Genomic DNA, 21,470 nt, shown 5'->3' with positions numbered 1-21,470 from the left:
CGCCATCTCCTCCGAGTTGCCGCCCCACGTCGCCACCGCCCGCCGGCGGCTTCAGAACGAGTACGTCTCCCGGGCCGCGCCGGCCGGGGCTCAGGGCCGGTTGACCGCACAGGACGGCCCGCCGGCCCCGCTCGCCGTCGGAGCGACCCGGTTCCACGGCATCCGGGCCAGGGCCATCCCCATGCCGCAGGTGTCGGTGGCGCCGGCGAACACCAGTCCGGCCCCGACGAACGCCGACAGCCCAATAAAGTACGTGTGAACGAACGCGCCCAGCACTGCGCCCAGTAAAACCAGCAGGCCGGCGGCGATCCGCACCTGCCGTTCGAGCGCGATCGCCTTCTTGCCCCGGTTCGTGGGCAGCCCGCACTCCACCCACGCCGCGGTGCCGCCCGCGACGTTGACCACGTTCGCGTACCCCGCCGCGAGGAACCTCTCGCACGCCTGCCGCCCCCGACCGCCCGACTTGCAGATGACGTACAGCGGGGCGTCCGCCGGGCCGGTGCGGGCGGACATGACCGCCGCCGGGTCGAGATCGGACAGCGGCACGTTGCGGGCGAACGGGCAGTGGACCTCGCGGTACTCGACCGGGGTCCGCACGTCGATGAGTTCGACCGCCTCGCCGCCCTGCCGCTTCGCGGCGAGGTCGTGCGGGCTAATGGTCGTGACTTCCATGAAAGCCCTCCCGAAAGGTGTTAATGTCGAGATCTAAAGACATATGCGGCGCGAAATCAGCCGGCTGGGGGGCCGGCGAACCGCTCGCGGATGCAACCGAGGAACTTACCCAGGCACGGCTCGGTGATCTTGTAGTAGACCTTCCGCCCGTCACGCTCGGGGGCGAGGAACCCGCACCTCTGCATCAACCGAAGGTGGCCGGAAGCGATGTTGCTGGGAATATCGCACGCCTCGGCCAGTTCCCCGACCGTGTACCGATCCCTGAGCAGCATCTCCACGATCCGCAACCGGTGCGGGTGGGCGAGCGTCTTCAGGCATTCTGCCGCCTGACTCAGACGGTCGAGGTCAATCAGGGTGTCGGAGGTCATACCGTCTCCTCTGCAATGAAATATATCTCGACATTTAGACATGTCAAGGATGAGTCGTTTTCGCCTCGTCGCTGTGGGAGAGCACGGTGGGAGTGAGACGCGGCCACGCCCACGGCTCAAACCCGCCCGGACAAGGTTGCGGGCGATGGGGTTGATCGAGGCGGTGGAACCCGCACGGGCGGTCAAGAGACTACGGCCTGATGATGTTGGGCCGGCCCCGTTTGGCCCGGGCCACGAGTTCCGCGAGGTCGTGTGTGCGCATCCGGTCGAGAGCCGCTCGCCGCTCGTCCCGTCCGGGGGCCGGCCGGTGCGGTGTGCTCGCCCCGGTGCTTCATCTGGCGCCCGCTCGGCCGCACCGGCCCCGCGCACCGCCGCCACCTCGACCGGAACCACCCGGCCAGCCCCCGTCCGTCGGACCGAGCCCCCAACTGACGATCACCGGCCGCCACCAACGGGGCACCCGGTGTGCGCACCCGATTCCGCCCGGGCCGGTCCGACACCACCCGCGTAACAGCGGACGGGATGTCCGCGGTCCCAGGGAACGGCCCGCCGACACGCCGACCCGTTTCGACACGCCGTCTGATCGGGCGGTATCACCCAGCGGTTCACGCTCCTGGCTCACTTCTCCGCGCTCAAAACCTCGCGCAAATGTCCGGAATCGGCGGTTGCTTTCGTCGGCCGTTTTGTGGTACAGTTGGTGCCCCGCCAGTAATTCCCGCTTCCACGCCATCCCGCCGGAGTCGCGATGTCACTCCTTTCACACCTCGCACGGCGCGATTTCTTGAAACTCGGCGCCGGTGCCGCCGTCGGGCTGGCCCTCCCGCGCCCCGCGCTCGCCAGCACGGAAGGCAAGGCGAAGCAGGTCATCCTCGTGAACCTTACCGGCGGGCTGAGTCACCTCGACTCGCTCGACATGAAGCCGGAAGCGCCGGCCGAGGTGCGCGGCGAATTCACGCCGCGCCAGACCACCCTCCCGGGCGTCCAGATTTGCGAACACCTGCCGCTGCTCGCCGCGCGCATGCGGCACTGGGCGCTGGTGCGGTCGCTGTCGCACGGCGAGAACGGGCACCTGCCCGGGACGCACCGGCTGCTGACCGGCTCGACCATGCCCAACCAGCGGCAGACCGACCTCGACAACGTCCTCTCGCGCCGCGACTGGCCGTGCTACGCCGCCGGGCTGAACCACCTCCGCCCGCGCAAGGACGGCATCCCCAACGGCGTGGTGCTCCCGCACGCGCTCATCGAAGGGCCGCTCACCTGGCCCGGCCAGCACGCCGGGTTCCTCGGGCCGGGCGCCGACCCGATGCTCGTGGCGCAAGACCCCAGCGCGCCGAACTTCAAGATGGACGCGTTCGCGCTGCCGGACGGCACCGACCCGGTGCGCGTCGAGGGGCGGCGCGGGCTGCTGGAGCAGCTCGAATCGACCGGCACCGGCGACCCCGCGTTCCGCGACCACCAGCGGCGGGCGTTCGAGCTGCTCAACTCGGGCCGCGTCGCGGGCGCGTTCCGCCTCGACCGCGAGCCGAACAAAATTCGCGACCGGTACGGCCGCAACCAGTTCGGGCAGTCGCTCCTTCTCGCGCGCCGGCTGATCGAGAGCGGCGTGCCGATCGTCCAGGCCAACATGGGCATCGTGCAGAGCTGGGACACGCACGTCGACAACTGGGGCAAGCTCAAAACCCGGCTGCTGCCGTGGCTGGACCAGTCGCTGGCGGCGCTCGTCGACGAACTGGACGCGCTCGGCCGGTTGAGCGAAACCCTCGTGGTGGTGTCGGGCGAGTTCGGGCGCACGCCCAAGGTCTCGACGCTGCCCGGCGAAACGATCCCCGGCCGCGACCACTGGGCGCGGGTCTACTCGGGGCTGTTCGCCGGCGGCGGGGTGGTCGGCGGGCGCGTCATCGGCAAGTCCGACCGCAGCGGCACGAGCCCGGTGACCACCTCGTACACCCCGTTCGACATCGGGGCGACCATCTACCGCGCCCTCGGCGTCGATCCCGAGAGCGAGATCCGCGACCCGCAGAACCGCCCCACCCGCGTCTGCCCCGGCACGCCGATGGACATCTTGTTCCAGAACAAGTGAGGCCTTACCGGTAGGACTTCGGCCGCGCTGGCTTCACGGGGATGGTTGCGTGAGGGCCAGCGTGCCGCGCTCCCGTCACGCCGCAACCGTTTCGCGTGAGGTTCGATATGTTGCGCGTCCTCGGCTCGAAAAAGGTGTTCTGCGACGGCCTCACGCGGCGCGACCTCCTGCACGTCGGCGCGCTCGCCCCGCTGGGGCTGTCGCTGGAAGGGTGGTCCCGCGCGGCGGCGCCCGAACCTGCCAACCCGACCGCGAACGGCTTCGGCAGCGCGAAGCGGTGCGTCCTCCTGTACCTGTGGGGCTCGCCGAGCCAGATCGACACCTTCGACCCCAAGCCCGACGCGCCCGCGGAGGTTCGCGGCCCCCTCGGCTCGATTCAGACCGCCCTCCCCGGGGTGCGCGTCGGCGAGATCTTCCCGAAGCTCGCGCGGCAGCTCGACCGCGTCACCGTGCTGCGGTCGCTGACGCACAACAGCCCGATCCACGGCACCGCGTTCGCGTTCACCGGCGTCCCGACGACCGACCTGCCCCTTGAGGGGAACGTGCGCGACCCGCGGCACTGGCCGTTCATCGGGTCGGTGGTGGACTACCTCGGCGCGAAGGACGACCCGCGGCCGGCGGTGCCGCGGAACTACTGGCTGCCGTTCCCGTTCGGCTCGAAGCGCGGGCCGTCCCGGCCCGGGCCGTTCGGCGGGTTCCTCGGGCCGGCCTACGACACCGTCTGGGCCGAGTTCCGCGCGTCGGGCACGCGCGAGATCGAGCGCGACTCCGGCGACCCGGGCAACCCCAAGAAGGTTGTGGCCGACCCCTACGCGGGCATCCGCCCCACCGACCGGTTCGAGTCGGTGAAGCCGGACGACGCCATCACCCTCGACCGGCTCAACGACCGCACGTCGCTGCTCGACCAGCTCGACGCCGCGCGCCGCGTCGCGGACTCGCGGAGCGAAGACACGCCGTTCGACCGGCACCGGGCGATGGCCCGCACGGTGCTGGTTTCCAGCAAGCTCCGCGACGCGCTCGACGTTCAGCGCGAACCGGAAAAGGTGCGCGACCGGTACGGCATGACGCTGTTCGGTCAGTCGTGCCTGGCGGCGCGGCGGGTGCTGGAGGCGGGCGGGAAGTTCGTGACAGTGTGCTGGGACGAGTACGGCCTCGTGAACACCGGCTGGGACACCCACGTCCACCAGACCCCGCGCCTCAAGGACGAACTCGGGCCGGGCCTCGACACGGCGCTGACCGCGCTGCTGGGCGACCTGGAGGCCCGGGGGATGCTGGCCGACACCGCCGTGGTGGTGATGAGCGAGCACGGCCGCACGCCGCGGGTGCAGAACGTGGCCGGCGGCGGGCGCGACCACTGGGCGGGGGCGTACTCGGGGCTGTTCGCCGGCGCCGGGTTCGCGCAGGGCCGCGTGGTGGGCAAGACGGACCGCATCGGCGGCACCGTCGCCGAAACGCCGTTCTCGCCGAAGGACGTGGTGGCGACCCTGTTCCACGTGCTCGGAATCGACCCGCAGGCGGAGATTCACGACCGCGTGGGCCGCCCCTACGCGATCGGCGGCGTCGGGCGCGTGCGGAGCGAACTGCTCGCGTGAGACTCCCGCGCGTGGAGGTGGTTCGGGCGTCGGGCGCAGACCTACCCCCCAGCCCCCTCCCTGAAGGGAGGGGGTGGCGCCGGGAGGAGTGGTCCCGGCACGGAAGGCGCGCGCCTCGCTTCGCGTTCGCCCGTGTCTTCCTCCCCCTCCCTTCAGGGAGGGGGCCGGGGGGTAGGTCTACGCCCGACGCGCGAACCACCTCCGGCGTGGGTACCAAACGACGTCAGTCCGTCAGCTCGAAGGTGAACGTGTTGCCTTTGTCGGTTACGGTCGCCGAGAGCAGCGGGGCCTTCGGGTTGTTGTACTTCTCGGGGATCACCGACTTCTGCTTCGTGCGCTCCTGGCGCGCTGTTGGGCTGTACTCCTGCTTCGCGGGCTCGACCACGTTCCCTTTCGCATCGACCTCGACCACTTTGGAAATCAGCACGTCGTAGTCGCCCGGCATCGCCCCGTTGCGGGTCGCCCCCGACGTGACGAGTTCGAACGACCCGTCCGGGTTCGTGGTCCCGGAGGCCACGCGGGAGCCGCCCTTCGGCTTGAACATGACAAGCGCCCCGCCGAGCGGCTCTCCCTTGTACGTCACCCGGCCCGTGACCTTTTTCACCTCGACCGCATCGCCGCCCCCGCACCCGGACGCCAGCGGCCCGAGGGACGCCAGCAGGAGCAGGCCGAGCGCCCGCCGCAGCGGGCCGGAAAATCGGTGACCCATTCGATCTTCTTTCATCTTCTTTCGCTGTGAATTGCCCCGCCAACGTGCGCCCGCGCGTTGGCGGGGCGAGGAGTGTTGTGATGTGGTGTGCGGCTGGTGGGTTCGAACGCCGCAGCATACCGCGTGTCAGCGTTCCAAGTTCCACAGCCGACCGCTTTCCGACGCGGCCTTTCCGGACCTGGAACCTGGAACTTGGAACTACCGGCCCCTTAGCCGCCAAAGCTCTCCGTCTCGCCGCCCTGAACGGTCCCCATCGCGCCGATGACGCCGTAGGGGCTCTTGCCGCTCTTGAGGTCCCAGATGGCGATGGTCCCGTTCCCGGCGTCGATGGAATCGGCGAGGAACCGCACCGAGCCGTCGCCCAGGGCGACCATCGCGCCGCCGGAGTGGTAGCTCCCGAGGCTCAGCAGCGGGGCGTTGGTGTCCGAGCTGCCCCACCCCAGGCACGACGGCGTGTTGGGCGCCGTGGCGGAGTGGAACCCGCTGTAGACCGGGATGGCGTCGTTCCAGCGCCGGCCGGACCAGTCGGCCCCCGGGTTGCGCAGCTTCCGGCGGTTCGCCGTGTCGACGGCCGCCAGCGCGCCGGCGGGGGTGGACGCGTTCAGGCAGAGCGACGTTTTCGCGTTCTGGGTGTCGCCGGCGGCGCAGATCGCCACCTCGCCGAGCAGCAAGGTGTTGCTGGTGCCGTCGGTGAAGTCCGCGAACGTCAGGCCCCGCTCCTCGCGGAAGGCGCCGCGGAAGTTCGGCTGATAGTCCGTCCGGCCGAAGTCGCCCGAGTAGTCGCCCAGGGACGCGCGGTAGCTCGAGTTGCGGGTGAAGTAGGTCGTCCCGCCACCCTGGCCGGCCTGCGGGTCCGACGGGCACACGCGGATCGACATGTCCTGCATCCAGGGCCGGTAGTTGGTGTTCCAGGCGTCCGCGGGTCCGGCGGCGAAGGCGGTGGTGCCGTCCACGGACGCGGCGGTGCCGCCCTGCCTGATGAGGTTGTTGATCGCCTCTTGTTCGGTGAACGGGAGCACCGCCACCATCCAGCCCACCCGGCGCGCGTCGTTATGGAGCCGCGGGAAGGTGTTGTTGGAGCTCTGGTAGTTGTGGCATGCCAGCGCCCACTGCTTGAGGTTGTTGGAGCACTTCATGCGGGCGGCGGCCTCGCGCACCTTCTGCACCGCGGGCAGCAGCAGCCCGATCAGGACCGCGATGATCGCGATCACCACCAGCAGCTCAATGAGGGTAAAGCCGCGCCGCGGCGGGCGCGCGTTCGGGGTGCCAATCATGTTCTGTGCTCGGGGAGTCGGCGAAAATCGGGTGAAAGATGGTCCCGCGGGCCGATTCAAGGGGGGGAGCCTGCTCGCACGGGCGGCGCCTGAGCGGCGACGCACCGGTTCCACGCCGGCCCGGTTCGAGCCGACGGCCGACGCACGCGGCGCCTGAGCGCCGTCACGTCGATTGCAATCTAATATAGCTCTCGTGCGGCGGTACGGCCACCTCTCTGTAAATATGCGCTAATAATTCTCGAATTGTTCATAGCAATTGATCGCCCGCACACGCCGGCCGGCGCCGCCCCGAGGCTTGTGTCCGGCGAACGTTCGGCGGGCACTCACTTTTCCTGTTCAGAGCCGAACACGCGGCGGTTTTTGTTTTTGTGGCACAGACATTCCTGTCTGTGCCACAAAAAAGCCAAGACAGGCACCAAGACCTGCACCGTGAACGAGAGCTGAACGCGCGGTTGCCCCCGTCCGGTGAGCACGAGCGCAGGGCAGGGCAGGGGCGGCGGAAGCTATCGCTTGTCGAATCAATCATCTTTCTCGCGTAATAGGTCCGGCTTGCCGAACTGGCTCAGGTCGACGCTCCCGCGCAACTCGCCCTCCACCAGCTTCAGCCGCATCTCCAGGTCGCGCAGCTTCGTTTGCAGGATCTCCATCTTCGTGGTCGCGTCGTCGCGGATGCGGTACCGGGGCACCTCCGGGTAGCCCAACTGCCGCTGGAGCGCCGCGAACAGGTACAGCGGGTCGCGCGTGCGGCTCGCCTTCGCGATCTTCCCCTCCTTCTCGCCGAAAATGACCGGCCGCCGCGGCTCGAACGCCGGGTTCCGGCGCCGCTCCTCGATCACGAACAGTTCGGAGTGCGTGTACACCAGATCGCTGAAGTCCTTCTCGCCCACCAGGCGCCGCAACTGGTCGAAGTAGCCCCGCCAGTCGGCGTCGTAGAACGGGTCGCTGGCCATCGCCTCCAGGCCGTCGATGTAGCCGAGCCGGTTGCGCGCGATCGTCTCGAACTGGTACACGAACAGCCCCGGCCGCGTGGGCTGGTTGGCCCGGTAGGCGGCCTCGCGCTCGAGGATCAGAAAGGCGGTCGGCATCGGCAGCCGGGACTTCTCGTCCTCGGCCTGCTGAATGACGAACGCCTGGAACGCGGTGAAGTAGTGGGGGAGCTTGGCGAACCCGTTCGCCAACAGGCCGGTGTGCTTCAGCTCCGACGCCACGAACTGCACGGCGTAGGGGAGGCGGGTGGTGGACAGCAGTTCGTCCGCGACGCGCTGGAACACCTCCTGCGCCGGCTGGTTGTCGGCGACCCGCTCGCGCACGGTGCGGAACAGGTACGCCTGCTCGATGTACTCTTCGCGGTCGAGAACGGTCGGGGTGCTCATGGGCTTCATGATACTCCGGGGCGAATGAGGGGCGGAAGCCCCGAGTGCGCCGGTCGGCTCCCGCCGGTCGTGTGTTGAGCAATCGCGAGCCGCGCGCCACCCGCCCGCCCCGAATTTGGTGGGGATAGCGCGACTCGTCGCATTGTGCCGCTTGTGCGGAGCGCGCGAGCTGGTCCGGTTGGCGCCTTTGGGCGGGTTCCGCCGTTACCGGACGCGCCGACCTGCGCACGAACCGCACAAGCCGCCTGTTGTGACGCCGCAACGTCATGCACATTTCTCATCAGCGGGCCGGCTCGTCGCCCCGTTCATCACGGATTTGCACCGGGACGCAGGAATCACCATGAGGAAGCAACTCGGGCTGTGGCTGCTCGCGCTGGGCGGCCTGGCGGGGCTGGCGGACCCCGCCCTCGCGGGCCACTGCGGCGTGTGCCGGTACCCGCGCGGCTGCGTCACCCCGGACCAGTGCGCCGCCCCGGTCGTGACCAGCACCGTTCAGTACCAGCCGGTCGTCGAGCAGCACCAGCAGGTGTGCTACCGCCCGGTCTACAAGACCGAGTACCGGGCCGAGCAGTACACGACGTACAAGACCGTTCAAGAGACCAACTACACCACCGAGAAGTACACGGTGCAGCGCCCGGTCGTCGAGCACTTCGACACCGTCCGCACGTACACGGTGAACCGCCCGGTCCACGAGACGCACCTGCAAGAGCAGCAGTACACGGTGCTGAAGCCGGTGACGCGCAGCTTCCAGGTGGCGATCCCGTACTGCACCACCCGGCCGGTGTACGAGCAACACGTCCGCGACGTGTCGCACACGGTGATGAAGCCGGTCGTCAACGAGTACCAGGTCGCGGTCCCGTACTGCGTGATGAAGCCGGTGGTGGAGCACCACGTCCGCACGCACAGCTACGTGGTCAACCGCCCGGTGGTGGAGCACTACCAGGAGCCCGTCACGTACACGGTGAACCGGCCGGTGTACGAGCAGCACGTGCGCGAGATCCCGTACACCACCTACCGCGCGGTCCGCGAGCCGTACCAGGTGGAGATCCCGTACACGGTGATGCGGCCGGTGTACGAGCAGCACGTGCGCGAGATCCCGTACACCACCTGGCGAACGGAAACGCAGCAGTACCAGGTCGCCATCCCGTACTGCACGGTGCGGCCCGAGTACGAGACGCAGACGTACTACGTGCCCGTCACCACCTACCGCACCGAGGTCGATTACGTCACCCAGCAGCGGGTCAGCTACGTGACCGAGCCGGTGGTCACCGAGCGCGTCGAGAAGGTGTGCGGCGGCCACTACGAGACGGTGACGGAGTACGTGCCCGGCCCCGTGGTGACCCGCGCGGTGCGCTCCCCGGGCACGTGCGTGTTCGACCCCTGCACCTGCACCAGCCGGTACGTCCCGGGCTGCCTGACGCACGAGACCGTGCAGTGCCCCGGCCGGACGGTGTGCAAGAAGGTGTGGGTGCCGACGGAAGAGTGCCGCGTGGTGAAGGAGTGCAAGACGGTGTGCAAGCCGGTCTGCACCACCGTGCAGGTGCCGGTGTGCCGCAAGGTGGCCCAGACGGAGATGAAGGCGTGCAGCCGCACCGTCTGCCGGCTGGTGAAGGAGCAGCACGTGCGGTACGAGACCCGGACCCGCTGCTACAAGGTGCCCGAGCACCACGTCCAGCGCGTCCCGTACACCACCTGCCGGATGGTGCCCGAGCAGTGCAGCCGTACCGAGACCCGGTACCGGTGCTACACCGTTCCGGAGCACCACGTGCGCTACCAGCCGTACACCACCTGCCGGATGGTGCCCGAGCAGCACGTGAAGATGGTGACCCGCACCCGGTGCTACTCGGTGCCGGAGGTGAAGACGTGCCAGATCCCGTACAAGACGTGCCGCTGGGAGAAGGAAGAGCACGTCCGCTATGTGACCAAGCGGACGTGCACGATGGTCCCCGAGACGATCACCCGGCAGGTGTGCTACACCACGTGCCGGCTGGTGAAGGAGGACCACGTGCGGTACGAGACGCGGTGCGTGGTGGAGAAGGTGCCGGAGGTGTGCGTGCGGCACGTGCCCGTGACCACCTGCCGCTGGGTGTGCGAGGAGAAGCAGCAGGTGGTCCGCCAGTGCCGCGTGAACTACGTGTGCGAGGAGCGGGTCCGCTGCGTGCCGGTGACCACCTGCAAGGTGGTGCCCGAAACCCACTGCCGGATGGTCCCGCACACCACCTGCTCGATGGAGCCGTACACGGTGACCACCTGCGTAAAGCGGTACGTCCCGGTGTGCGTGCCGACCTGCAACCCGTGCCCGTAAGGGCGGCGTGAAGGTTATCAACGACGGAACAGCCCCGGCGGTGCCGGGGCTGTTTGCGTTTCTGCGGCCGTCGCCATTAGTTCTTCCAGTACCCAGTAGTTTCACGTTCCAGGTTCCAAGTGGAGTCACGAGCGACACGACTCGCCGGAGCTTTTTGACGAGCCAAGTTCCGACTTGGAACCTGGAACGTGAAACTTGAAACTACTGAGAGCGGCCTGACTTCAGACCAGTTCAGAGCAAAAGGGTGACGTACAGAACAATCGGAATCAGCGAGAACCCAATGACAAACGCCACTTGCGCGGGTGCGCAAGTGGCGTTTGAGTGGAGGCGCGGGGAATCGAACCCCGGTCCCGAGGCGCTTCCGCGCCGGCATCTACGTGTGTAGCTCGTATATTCCTGCGGCGCACCGTTTAACGGGCCGCCGCACGTTCGTTGTTACCGGGTTCCTACGAGCGGGACCCCGACACAACTATCGGCCAGATTTTTTTAGCAGGAACGGCCGCCGAGGCGGATCGGGTGGTTGTCCCCTCTCCTCGAGTTCCCGCGAGCCTGACTTGCGTCCGGACTAGCACCTCTCAGGCGAAGCTGCCAGAACGGCTCTCGGCACTTAAGCCGCGAGGGAGTACTGCGGTTCAGCAGTTAAATTTTGATCGGCTTTTTACGTGGCCAGCTGATCAACCACGACACGCCACCGAACACTTCCGACACCCGGTCGATACCAGATCGCCCCCGAGTTACCGTGCCCGCTTCGTTAGAGCGGCACAGGTAGTATACGGTTCAACCGTGCGGAAAAAAGTTCGGTTGCGCCCCGCGAGAACGTAACCGAAAACGGCGCGTGGCGGTTGCACGGACGCCGGGTATCATCAGCACCGCTTCTTTTCTCCATCCGGAGTCCGTCATGCTGCCCCTGCTGCTCCTGACCGCGACCGCCGCGGCCGACCCGGCGCCGCAAACGTTCCCCCTGTGGCCCGGGAAAGCCCCCCTGGCGGTCGGCGACTCGCCCACCGACAAGCCCGAACTGACCGCGTACCGTCCCGAGAAGCCGAACGGCACCGCGGTCGTCGTCTGCCCGGGCGGCGGGTACGGGTTCCTCGCCAACGACCACGAAGGGAAGCAGGTCGCCGAGTTCTTCGTCAAACAGGGCGTGACCGCGTTCGTGCTGAAGTACCGGATCGTGACGAAGGACCGGCCGGGGCCGCTCGGTGAGGCGCCGCTCCTGGACGCGCAGCGGGCGCTCCGGCTGGTCCGCGCGAAGGCGAAGGACTACGGCATCGACCCGCACCGCGTCGGGATCATGGGGTTCTCCGCCGGCGGGCACCTCGCGAGCACCGCCGCCACGCACTATGAAAAGGGCGATCCTAAGAACGGCTACGACGTTGAGAAGGAGAGCTGCCGCCCGGACTTCGCGATCCTGGCGTACCCGGTGATCTCGATGGAGGACGGGGTGACGCACGGCGGCTCGCGCAAGAACCTCCTCGGCGACAAGCCCGACGCCAAGCTGATCGAGCTGTATTCCAACGAGAAGCAGGTCAAGAAAGACGGGCCGCCGGCGTTCATCTTCCACACCAGCGCGGACACGGCGGTGGTGCCGGAGAACGCGGTGCGCTTCTACCTCGCGTGCAAGAAGGCCGGCGTACCGGTCGAGATGCACATTTACGAAAAGGGGCGGCACGGCGTCGGCTTGGGCAGCGACCCGAAGTGGACCGGCGGGGAGAAGTCGGTCGGGACCTGGCCCGACCGGCTTTCCGACTGGCTGACGGCTCGCGAACTACTGCCGAAGGCGAAGTAACGGCGCCTGCGGCGTTACTTGAGCACCTCTGCGAGCCACGCGCGGAGGTGCGTGGCGGCCAGTTGCCGGCTGAACCGCGCGGCGGCGCCCGGGAGCATGTGGTGCCCGTCGGCGAAATCGTCCTCCGCAAAACCATCGGGCGCGTCGAACACCGGGCACCCCAACTCGTCGCGCAGCACCCGGCAGAAGGCCGCCAGTTCCGCCCGCGCCTGCGGGCCGTACCAGCTCCTGAACACCGGCGACTCGGGCGCCAGGAAGAACGCCACCGGCGTCCCCGCGGCGCGGCAGTCGGCGACCAGATCACGGAAGCACCGGTACGAAAGTTCGCTGACCCGGAAGTCGCCTTCGATCACGCGGTACGCCTCGTGGGCGCGCTCGCGGCGCCGCTCGCGGTCGGCGTCGGAAACGTTCCCGTGGGGGTACCGCCCGAACCCGCGGTCGTCGAGTTGCTCCCACATCGCGTCGATGCGTGCCTGCCACGGCTGCCATTCGGGGGCGAAGTGGCTCAGCAGCGCCACCCGGTGCGCGGCCCACGGGTTCGCCCGCTTCGCGAGCCACTCGCGGCGCAGCGCCCCCGGGGAGGCGAGGTACGGGGCGAGGCGGTCCGGGTCGGCCGCGGTCAGCCGGTCGGCCGTGTCGAACACGAGCGGGTCCGCCGCTCCGCTCACCGCGAGCGTCCCGGGCAGCACCTCGACCAGCACCGCCGCCGGGCTCACGCCGTCGGCCCGGAGCCGCTGGAGCGCGAGCCGCAGGTTCGGCGGGCGCGCCCCCGACAGCCCGAAGTTGAACACCAGCGGCGCCCCGGGCGCGTCCGGAAATTCCATCGCGCGGGCGTCGAGCGCGTTCTGCGTCCGCGAGGTGCCGAGCGCCAGCACCAGCGGGCGGTCCGGGTGCGCGCGCTGGAGCGCCCGCGCGCGCAGCACGCGGTGCCCGTACTCCGGGTCTCGCACCTGCGGCAGAACCGTCTCGATCGCCCCGGAGAACGCCGCAGTCGCCAGAAGGAGCGCCGCCGCTCCCCACCCGAGCGCGCGCACGGCGCGGGTGCGCCGCGGGGCCGCGGGCGAAAACGGTCGGGGCGTGTCGGGGCGCCGGAGCCACCGCGGGGCGCGTGCCCAAGGGCCTTTGAGACGGGCGTCGGTCGTCACGGTGCGCCTCCTGGTGCCGGGAACGCGCGGGCGACCGCCGGGCCGAGCCGCTCGGTAAAGGCCGCCGCACCGACCCGCGACAGGTGGTGCCCGTCGGCGATCAGCTCGTCCCCCATCCACTCGCGGGCGTCGATCACAGGGGCGTCCAGGTCCCGCGCGAGCGTCACGAGGTGCTCGCGCCCGCTCCGCTCCACCTCCGGCGGGTACCAGGTTCGGAACTCGCTCGCTTCGGGCAAGAACAGCAACCCGACCCGTGCACCGTGCGCCCGCGCCAGCCCGGCGGCTTCGCGGAGGGCACGGTCCGAGGCCGGGTGAATCGTGTGGCCGTCAAAGTGGCGCCGGTAGTCCTCGCGGTGGTGCTTCAAAAAGCCCTCGCGGGTTTTGGAATCGTCCGGGCGGACGTCCGGCCCCGGGAGCCACCCCCAGCGGTCCAGGTCGCGCCACGCCACGTCCGCGTGGCGGTTCGCTAACAGGTGCCGCGGCAGCGCCAGCGCGGCCCACCGGGCGTGGTTCCCGGCAATCGGGTTTACGCGCGATGACACCATCAACCGCCGCGTCTGCTCGGGTTCTGGGAAGTAATCCTGCATGACGGGCCAGTCGTCGAACCGCAACCGGGTCCACGAGCGGTGCTGCTCGGCGAACTGGCCGTCCTGGCGCAGCAGCGGCGGCCAGTACTCGAGCAGCACGACATCCGGGCGGAGCCCGTCGGCGTACAGCCGCCGCACCGCGATGAGCTGCTGTATCGGGCCGGCGCCGACCGCGCCGAAGTTGAATATGAGCGGGTCGTCACCCGTTCCGGGGCGGACCGCCTCCCAGGCCGCCGGGCGCACCCCCATCCCGGTGCGCGACGAGCCGACGACCAGCACGAGCGGCCGCCCCGGGTGCTCGGCGGCGCGGGCGTGCAACCGCCGGACCCGCCACCCGTACTCCGGGTCGCGCAGGTTGGGCCAAGGCGCGTCCAGCGCCGCGAGGGCGGCGCCGTTGGTCACCAGCACCGCGAGCGCGAACCAGAGGACGGCGGCGCGGGCGCGCCGCGCCTGAGGCGCCCGAACCGTTCGGGACCGGGGCGCGCGGACCAGCCCCACCAGCCGGAGCCGGACCGCCCGCGGGCGAAGGCCGGTCCACCGGACCGCCGCGCCGATCTGCGGACGGCGGCCCGGAACCGCGGTCGGGTCCGTTTCGCACGGTTCAGCGCTCATGGTTGGCCCCCTCTTGAGCGCGCAGCCACGGCGCGAGCGCGTCACGCACCAGCCGCTCGGTAAACACGTCCGCGCCGGTTCCGGTCAAATGGTGACCGTCCGCAATCAGGTCGTCGGGGAGCCACTCGCGTGCGTCCACAAAGGGGGCCTCGAATTCGCGGGCGAGTTCGTTCAACAGGGGCGCGATGCGTGCCCGTCCGGGTTCCGCGTACCAGTTCCGGAACTCGGCGGACTCCGGGGTGACGAGCAGGGCGGTGCGAACGCCGACCGCGCGGCACGTGCCGAGTGCGTCGCGCAGCGCCGCCAGGGCGCAGCCGCCCGGGCTGTAGCCGGTCCAGCACGGGGCGTACTGCTCGCGGGTCCAGGCGCGGAGCCGCTCGCGCTGGCGCGGCAGCAAGTCCGGCACGCGGACGAACCCGTGCCGGTCGGTCTCGGGGCCGCTCGTGAGCCGGTACGGGAGCGGGGACAGCTCGGGGCAGTACCGCTCCAGCAGGTGCGTGCGGTACTCGTACCCGGCGAGCAACCGCCCCCGGGGGCCGTGCGCCCCCGGCGCGTCGGTCGGGAAGCCGAGGTCGCGCGCCAGTGACGTTTCGCCGGGGCGCAACCGGATCGGCCGCAGCCAGCACGTCTCGAACGGCGGCCACACCTGGGACGCGAGAAACGCCGGATGCACCTCGATCACCACCGCGTCCGGGGCCACCCCGTCGGCGAGCAACCGGCGCAGGTGCAGCGCGAGCGTGACCGGGCCGGCGCCGGACGTCGCGAAGTCGAACGCCGCCACCGGGCGCCCGAGGTCGTGTGTGAGCGCGGCCGCCGCCGCGCCGGCGTTGACCGCGTCGTAGGTGCGTGAGCTGCCCAGGAACAGCAGCGCGAACGGCCGTCCGGCCCCGGCCGGCGCGCCCGCCGGGTGCGCCCGCAACCGCTCGCGCTTGTCGTGGTACAGCGGGTCGGAAAACGCCTCCGGCGCGCTCCGAACCGCCTGACCGATCCCGAACTGAACGACGACGGTCGCCACGAAGCCGATCGCCAGCGCCGCCGCACTGGACCGCTCCCGGTGCCCCGGCGCGGTAGCCCCGCGGGTGCGGAACGCGAATCGGGTGTTGGGCGGCGCGGCCGTCATTCGTGCCCCCCGACCGCTTGGGACTTCAGTAGCGGGATCAGCGCGTCGTGGATGAGCCGGTCCGTGAAGGCGTCCGCACCGGGGCGCAAAAGGTGGTGGCCGTCGACGAACTGGTCGTCGGCGGCCCACCCCCGCGCGTCCGTCACCGGGCAGCCGAACTCGGCGCTCAGCCCGGCCAGGAACTGCTGCAACCGTAACTCGGCGCCCGGCGCGTACAGCGCGCGGAACGTTGTCCCCTCGGGGAACAGCACCAGCGCGACCGGTAGCCGCTCGCGGCGGCACAGCGCGAGCAGGTCGCGCAGGGCCGCCGCCGCCGGACCGGCCGGGAGTTCGTGCGCGAACGCCTCACGGTACTCGATCGCGGCGTCCGTCGTTCGCCGGGCGCGCTCCTCGTCGCCCACCTGATCGACGAGCGTCGGCCGCCACCCGTGCGGGTCCGGGGTGCGCCCGCCCTGGGTCTGGAGCGACCACGGCAGCGCGTCCGGCGCCACCCGGCTGACCAACTTGAACCGGTGCGCGTGGACCGGCAGTACGGCGGCCTCCCGCCACTGCCGGCGCAGCCGGTCGGCGGGGAACCCGTACCCGGCCAGCAGTTCCACTTCGTCGCGCGCCAGCCGGTCGCCGGTCAGCACGCGCGTCTCGATCGGTCCCGCGGGCGCATCCGAGAGCAGCGCGGGCAGCACCTCAATGACAAGTACGTCCGGCCGGTGCCCGTCGGCGAGCAGCCGGCGGAGGTACACGAGTTGCGTGACCGGCCCGGCCCCCGGGACGCCGAAGTTGAACGCCACCGCCGGCGCGCCGGCGCGTTCGCTCGCCCCGCTCACGCGCCCGGCATCAAAGCCGTTCCCGCTGCGCGAGGTGCCCAGCAGCAGCACCCGCGCCGCGCCCGGTGGGGCCGATCGCTCGACCCGCGCGAGCCGCTCCCGCTTGTCCTCGTACACCGGGTCGGCGGCCCACCACGTCACCGCCGATAGCGCCCCGAGAGCCGCTTGCACCGCCGCAAACGCCACCACCCCCGCGCCGAGGGCCACCGCGGCGCGGCGCGGCGCCCGGGGCCGGGTGCGACCCGGCCCCGGGCGCCGCCCCGGGCGGAACAGTCGGGGGGATATCAGGTGGCGAACGTTCACAGCGCCCCGCGTCGGATCAGAACTGGAAGTAGATGAACGTGGTGCCGCTGTCCGGGGCGAGGATCAGGGCCACGCACAGGCACGCGGCGTACCCCACCCCCAGCACCGGCGCCGGCAGCCGCGGGTACAGCTTCGCCCACACCCCGGACCGGACGAGCAACTGGCACAGGAACAGGAAAATCACCGTGGCCCACAGGCTGCGGTTGCTGAGCGGCAGCGCGAGCCCGCGCTGGACGTAGAACAGCTTCTCGAAAACGGCCAGCGCCTTGCCCAACTCGGGCTGGAACAGCACCCAGCACAGGCTCACACAGACGAAGGTGAGCAGCACCCGCAGCCCGGTGCCGAACGAGGTTTCCAGGAAAGCGACGAGCCGCGGCTTGTCCTCGCTGTACTCCTTGAACCACTTGTGGACCACCTGCAAGAGCCCGTGAGCCAGCCCCCACAGGATGTACCCCCACGCGGCCCCGTGCCACAGCCCGCCGATCAGGAACGTGAGGACCAGGTTCCGGTAGGTCAGCCACCGCGACCCGCGGCTGCCGCCGAGCGGGATGAAGACGTAGTCGCGGAGCCACGACGAGAGCGAAATGTGCCACCGGCGCCAGAAGTCGGTCACGTTCGCGGCGAGGTACGGCATGTTGAAGTTGTTGGTCAGCTTATACCCCAGCAGGTGCGCCGCGCCGACGGCCATGTCCGAGTAGCCCGAGAAGTCGCAGTAGATGCGGACCGCGTAGGCCAGCACCGCGAACCACACCGCGACCGAGCTGTAGCTGTCCGGGCTCTGGAACACCGGGTCGCAGAACATGGCCATCCGGTCGGCGATCGCCATCTTCTTGAACGCGCCGACCAGGAACAGTTGAACGCCGACCTGCGCCCGCACCCAGTTCCACCGCTTCGGGCGCCGGGTCTGGGTGAGGAAGTCGCCGGCGCGCACGATCGGCCCGGCCACCAGGTGCGGGAAGAACAGGATGAACAGCAGGAACCGCGGCAGGCTCTTTTCCGGCTCGATCTTCCGCTTGTACACGTCCACCGCGTAGCTGATCGCCTCGAACGTGTAGAACGAGATCCCGAACGGGATGAAGACGTTCTCCAAACTGACCTTCGCGAACCCGGGGTTCATACCGAGCTGCCGCATGCCGTCGTACAGCTCGTTGAGGAAGAACCCGCGGTACTTGAAGTAGCACAGGATGCCGAGGTTCATCCCGACGCTGCAGTACAGCAGCAGCTTGCGGAACCAGGACCGCGTTGCGTGCCCCATCAGCCGGCCGAACAGGTAGTCGGCGAGCGTGGTGCCCGTGACGAGGAACGCGAGTTCGGCGCTCCACGCGGCGTAAAAGTGGAAGCTCGCGACCACCAGCAGCCACACGCGGGTCATCTGGAACCGCCGCGGGATGCTCCAGTACGCGACCAGGATGAGGGCGAAAAAGGTTAAAAACGCCTGCGTGTGGAAGAACGGCGCCGGGAGCAGCTCGTGGAGCCAGCGAAAGTATGCGAACCCCGAATGGAACGTCGGGTCCGCGGGCGGCGCGGCCGACGCGAGTAGCGAAAGTGACATTCCCAACCGTCCTTGGTTGCGTCTCTGCGCGGCGGTTATGGGCGCAACCACCGCTAAGGGCGGGGAGTCTAGCCGGTTGATGAGAAACGGGTCAACCCCGGGTTCCGAACCGGCACGAATCGGGCGCCCGGCGGCTCCTGAACACGGAGTCGGGGATGTTTGTAACGTTCGGGAACGAGCCGCGACCGCCAGGGAGCGGGATACGTATTCCGCTCCCTGGCGGTCGCGGCTCGTCAAAAGTGCAGCGCAACCACGACCGCCTGCTTAGCCCCAGCAAAACGTATAAGAAGAACTCTTCAGCCCCGAAGGGGTAGCGGCCTCGTCGCGGGCGGGTGACCCGGTACCCGCGCGAGCCGGGGCGCGGATCAACGGCCGAAGGGGTTTGCGATGCCTGAGCAGTACGACTACAAGAAAGCCGGGTTGGACCTCGAAAAGTACGAGCAGACCATCTCCGGCATCCAGGTTCACGTCGCACGCACGCAGCGCCCGGGGGTGATCCCGCCGCCGTTCCCACCGCGCAAGGGCGGCAAGGGCGTGGGCGGGTTCGCCAGCCTGTTCGACCTCTCGGCCGCGGGCCGGTACACGAACCCCGTGCTGGTCACCTGTACCGACGGCGTCGGGAGTAAACTCAAGATCGCGCAACTGGTGGGCAAGTTCGACACGGTCGGCATCGACCTGGTCGCCATGTCCGTGAACGACCTGATCTGCACCGGCGGCGAGCCGCTCAGCTTCCTCGACTATCTGGCGATGCCCAAGGACGACCCCGCGCTAACCGCGGAACTCGTGAAAGGCATCGCCGACGGCTGTCTCGAATCGGGCTGCGCGCTGGTCGGCGGCGAGACCGCCATCCTCCCCGACTTCTACGCGCCGGGCGATTTCGACCTCGCAGGGTTCGCGGCGGGCGTGGTGGAGCGCGACCAACTCATCGACGGCCGCAAGATCCAGAGCGGCGACGCGGTGATCGGGCTGGCGTCGAGCGGCGTTCACTCCAACGGCTACAGCCTCGTCCGCAAGGTGGCGTTCGAAGCCGCGGGCCTGACCGTGGCCGACCGCGTGCCCGAACTCGGGAAAACGGTGGGTGAAGAACTGCTCACCCCGACGCGCCTGTACGTGAAGCCGGTTCGCCGCGTGCTCGGGGCGTTCGGCGACGCGGTTCACGGGCTGGCCAACATCACCGGCGGCGGGCTGCCCGACAACGTCGGCCGCATCCTCCCGCCGGACAAACGGGTTCACATCGCGCGGAGCGCCTGGAGCGTGCCGCCGGTGTTCGGGTGGCTCCAGAAGTGCGGGAACGTGGCCGACGCCGAAATGTTCCGGGTGTTCAACATGGGCGTGGGGTTCGTTGTGATCTGTGCCCCGGCCGCGGCCGACGGAATCGTTCAGCAGCTCGCCGCCGACGGCGTTCCGGCGTGGCACATTGGCGCGGTGCAAGACGGCGCGGTGGGCGTGGAAATGCACTAATCCTACTGGATTGCGGGTGCGGTTTGGTGGCGTCCCGTTCAGCCGCGGGGCACAAGTGTGCCCCTTGCGTACCGGCCCGCCGCGCGTGGCGAACGGTCGGAAGTCGAACGGTAACGCCCGGCCACGCAATCGCCTCTGGGAACGCGCTTGGTGCCCGTTGGCGCACCGGTCCTGTATTACCGGTGCGCCCACGGGCACCAGGCGCGTGTTCAACGCATTTACCCCGCCCCCGTTGCACGGCACCCGGCGCCCGCCGGCCCAGTGTGTTGCTGCTCTTACGCGGGTTCGCCCAAGGAACACCGACCGCCGTTCGTATCCGCCCGCGACGGCGGGAGCGACATTTACGTTCTGGACGTGAAGTAGCGCCGCGGCCCTGATGGGCCGCGGCACGGGAGCACTACCAGTTCGACGGAATCGGGAAGTTGTCGCTCGGATCACACACCAGAATCCAGGTCGAGTTAATGACGCTGGCCGACACGCCACGCACGCTGCCATCGCACATCGCGACGCTCATCGTGCCGGAGGACATGCCGTGCGGAACCAAGTCACTGGCGGCGTTGTTCGCCGGCTTTGACTGGAACGGATACGGTGCGGCCGGAGTCGCGAAATACTTCGGCGCGAATAGCACGTGCGACGGACGGGTACCGTACCACGGGTGCTGAGCGGCGATGTACTCGATGGCGACCTGCGCAGACGCATCAGCGACGCCAGCGTAGATCACTGTTGAGGCGGTAGTCGGGAGAGTAGTCGTCGCATAACGCTCGGCGAACAGAAGGGTATTCGACGTACCGTCGGTGATGGAGTTCAAGTTCACCAGTTTGGCAGTAACCCCGGTTGTCCCAAGAGCCGGAAACGTGCTAGCCGTCGGACTCGCGATACCGAGGACAAGGGCGTTACCGGCGTAACTGGTCAGGGGTTGGCCGCTGACGAACGAGGCGTCGTTCGGGGCGTTGAATGTCTTAATGACGGTCGTCAGCGGCGGACTCGCAGCCTTCGAGATGTTCTCTTGCTCGATGTACGGCAGGATGTGCCACGTCCACGGCCGCACCGGGTCCGCGGTCGTGGTCGTCGCGCGGGTGCCGCCCCAGCCGGAGCAGAACTGATCGTTCTGGACGCCTGCGAGGTTGTGCATCGCGAGGCCCATCTGCTTGAGGTTGTTCTGACTGCTCATCCGGGCGGCGGCCTCGCGCACCTTCTGGACGGCCGGGAGCAGGAGCCCGATGAGGATCGCGATGATCGCGATCACCACCAGCAACTCGATCAGCGTGAAACCGTTACGCGAACGACGAGCCGACATTAGTGGCCTTTCCAAAGGTAGAGCCAAAAGGGGTACACCACCGTCCAAGGCGGTGCGGGCAACTTTTAGTTGGGAGAGGACAGGGCGATCGGGGCGAACCGACATGGACGAGTTTGGACTACTGCTAAATGCAGCAATCGCGCCATGACCTTTCAGAATTCACGGACGGTTCAGAAAAGGGCTTATTGGCAAAGGTTTCGCGGTGCCCTTTTTTTAGGCACTGGCATACACCGTCTTCTCAAATCGCTGAATTTCCGCAAGTAACGGCGGCAGATCTGAGCATTTTGTACGCAACCATCCTGCTCACCAACAGCACATCGAGAATGAGGCCCACGATATTTTCTGGAGGGGCTTTATGCTTGCGTTTATCATTTCCGTTGTCGGAGACGCCAGCGCAGTCCGATTAC

At 68.9% G+C, this 21,470-nt stretch carries 16 protein-coding genes and 1 other RNA gene; 5 read left to right on the top strand and 12 right to left on the bottom strand.

The features are described 5' to 3' along the window. Nucleotides 1–90 precede the first annotated feature (90 nt). Both GobsT_RS04360 and GobsT_RS04355 read right to left on the bottom strand, forming a co-directional pair. Nucleotides 91–672, bottom strand: a complete 582-nt coding sequence (locus GobsT_RS04360) for a rhodanese-like domain-containing protein (protein WP_010049582.1) — start codon at nt 670–672, stop codon at nt 91–93. Between the two features lie 56 nt (nt 673–728). Beyond that, nucleotides 729–1,040 carry an ArsR/SmtB family transcription factor gene (locus GobsT_RS04355; RefSeq protein ID WP_010049584.1) on the bottom strand — a complete coding sequence of 104 codons (312 nt, stop codon included), beginning with the start codon at nt 1,038–1,040 and terminating at the stop codon, nt 729–731. Nucleotides 1,041–1,785: 745 nt separating this feature from the next. Here GobsT_RS04355 and GobsT_RS04350 point away from each other — a divergent pair. Together GobsT_RS04350 and GobsT_RS04345 are read left to right on the top strand one after the other, a co-directional pair. Beyond that, nucleotides 1,786–3,120 carry a DUF1501 domain-containing protein gene (locus GobsT_RS04350; RefSeq protein WP_010049586.1) on the top strand — a complete coding sequence of 445 codons (1,335 nt, stop codon included), beginning with the start codon at nt 1,786–1,788 and terminating at the stop codon, nt 3,118–3,120. Nucleotides 3,121–3,227: 107 nt separating this feature from the next. After that, nucleotides 3,228–4,712 (top strand): DUF1501 domain-containing protein, encoded by a 1,485-nt coding sequence (locus GobsT_RS04345; RefSeq protein WP_010049595.1) that lies wholly within the window; start codon nt 3,228–3,230, stop codon nt 4,710–4,712. Between the two features lie 223 nt (nt 4,713–4,935). Here GobsT_RS04345 and GobsT_RS04340 read toward each other — a convergent pair whose 3' ends face one another. The 3 genes from GobsT_RS04340 to GobsT_RS04330 all read right to left on the bottom strand — a co-directional run bounded on the left by GobsT_RS04340 (nt 4,936) and on the right by GobsT_RS04330 (nt 8,068). Continuing rightward, complete coding sequence (locus GobsT_RS04340) at nt 4,936–5,421, bottom strand: carboxypeptidase-like regulatory domain-containing protein (protein WP_010052020.1); 486 nt, start codon at nt 5,419–5,421, stop codon at nt 4,936–4,938. 209 nt (nt 5,422–5,630) lie between these two features. Further along, a complete protein-coding gene (locus GobsT_RS04335; protein ID WP_010052015.1) occupies nt 5,631–6,695 on the bottom strand; it encodes a DUF1559 domain-containing protein in 1,065 nt (354 codons plus the stop codon). Between the two features lie 518 nt (nt 6,696–7,213). Further along, nucleotides 7,214–8,068 (bottom strand): hypothetical protein, encoded by an 855-nt coding sequence (locus GobsT_RS04330; RefSeq protein WP_010052012.1) that lies wholly within the window; start codon nt 8,066–8,068, stop codon nt 7,214–7,216. A gap of 340 nt (nt 8,069–8,408) precedes the next feature. On the opposite strand from GobsT_RS04330, the gene GobsT_RS04325 reads away from it, so the two are divergent. Continuing rightward, a complete protein-coding gene (locus GobsT_RS04325; RefSeq protein WP_109571287.1) occupies nt 8,409–10,373 on the top strand; it encodes a hypothetical protein in 1,965 nt (654 codons plus the stop codon). A gap of 319 nt (nt 10,374–10,692) precedes the next feature. Here GobsT_RS04325 and ssrA read toward each other — a convergent pair. After that, nucleotides 10,693–11,104: a transfer-messenger RNA gene (gene ssrA, locus GobsT_RS04320) on the bottom strand. Nucleotides 11,105–11,271: 167 nt separating this feature from the next. On the opposite strand from ssrA, the gene GobsT_RS04315 reads away from it, so the two are divergent. Further along, the gene (locus tag GobsT_RS04315) at nt 11,272–12,162 is read left to right on the top strand and encodes an alpha/beta hydrolase (RefSeq protein WP_109571288.1); all 891 of its coding nucleotides are present in this window, start codon (nt 11,272–11,274) and stop codon (nt 12,160–12,162) included. Between the two features lie 14 nt (nt 12,163–12,176). On the opposite strand, the gene GobsT_RS04310 is transcribed toward GobsT_RS04315, so the two are convergent. The 5 genes from GobsT_RS04310 to GobsT_RS04290 are packed head-to-tail and all read right to left on the bottom strand — an operon-like array spanning nt 12,177 to nt 18,305. Further along, nucleotides 12,177–13,307, bottom strand: coding sequence for a hypothetical protein (locus GobsT_RS04310; protein ID WP_109571289.1), 1,131 nt, complete (start codon nt 13,305–13,307; stop codon nt 12,177–12,179). After that, on the bottom strand, nt 13,304–14,506 hold the full coding sequence (locus tag GobsT_RS04305; RefSeq protein WP_109571290.1) for a hypothetical protein: 1,203 nt from the start codon (nt 14,504–14,506) through the stop codon (nt 13,304–13,306). The genes GobsT_RS04310 and GobsT_RS04305 overlap by 4 nt, the downstream gene beginning before the upstream one ends. Next, nucleotides 14,496–15,626, bottom strand: a complete 1,131-nt coding sequence (locus GobsT_RS04300) for a hypothetical protein (protein WP_109571291.1) — start codon at nt 15,624–15,626, stop codon at nt 14,496–14,498. Before GobsT_RS04300 ends, GobsT_RS04305 begins: the two co-directional genes overlap by 11 nt. Further along, entirely contained in the window at nt 15,623–16,753 is a 1,131-nt protein-coding gene (locus GobsT_RS04295; protein ID WP_148087604.1) for a hypothetical protein, read from the bottom strand. Before GobsT_RS04295 ends, GobsT_RS04300 begins: the two co-directional genes overlap by 4 nt. A 16-nt stretch (nt 16,754–16,769) precedes the next feature. Further along, nucleotides 16,770–18,305, bottom strand: coding sequence for an MBOAT family O-acyltransferase (locus GobsT_RS04290; RefSeq protein WP_010051259.1), 1,536 nt, complete (start codon nt 18,303–18,305; stop codon nt 16,770–16,772). A gap of 387 nt (nt 18,306–18,692) precedes the next feature. Between GobsT_RS04290 and purM the strand changes: the two genes are divergently transcribed. Continuing rightward, a complete protein-coding gene (gene purM / locus GobsT_RS04285) occupies nt 18,693–19,766 on the top strand; it encodes a phosphoribosylformylglycinamidine cyclo-ligase (protein WP_109571292.1) in 1,074 nt (357 codons plus the stop codon). Between the two features lie 397 nt (nt 19,767–20,163). On the opposite strand, the gene GobsT_RS04280 is transcribed toward purM, so the two are convergent. Further along, nucleotides 20,164–21,063, bottom strand: a complete 900-nt coding sequence (locus GobsT_RS04280; protein ID WP_010052290.1) for a DUF1559 family PulG-like putative transporter — start codon at nt 21,061–21,063, stop codon at nt 20,164–20,166. Between the last annotated feature and the right edge of the window lie 407 nt (nt 21,064–21,470).

Source organism: Gemmata obscuriglobus, assembly GCF_008065095.1.
In the GTDB taxonomy this organism is placed as follows: domain Bacteria; phylum Planctomycetota; class Planctomycetia; order Gemmatales; family Gemmataceae; genus Gemmata; species Gemmata obscuriglobus.
This window is presented reverse-complemented; position numbering and strand designations above follow the sequence as displayed.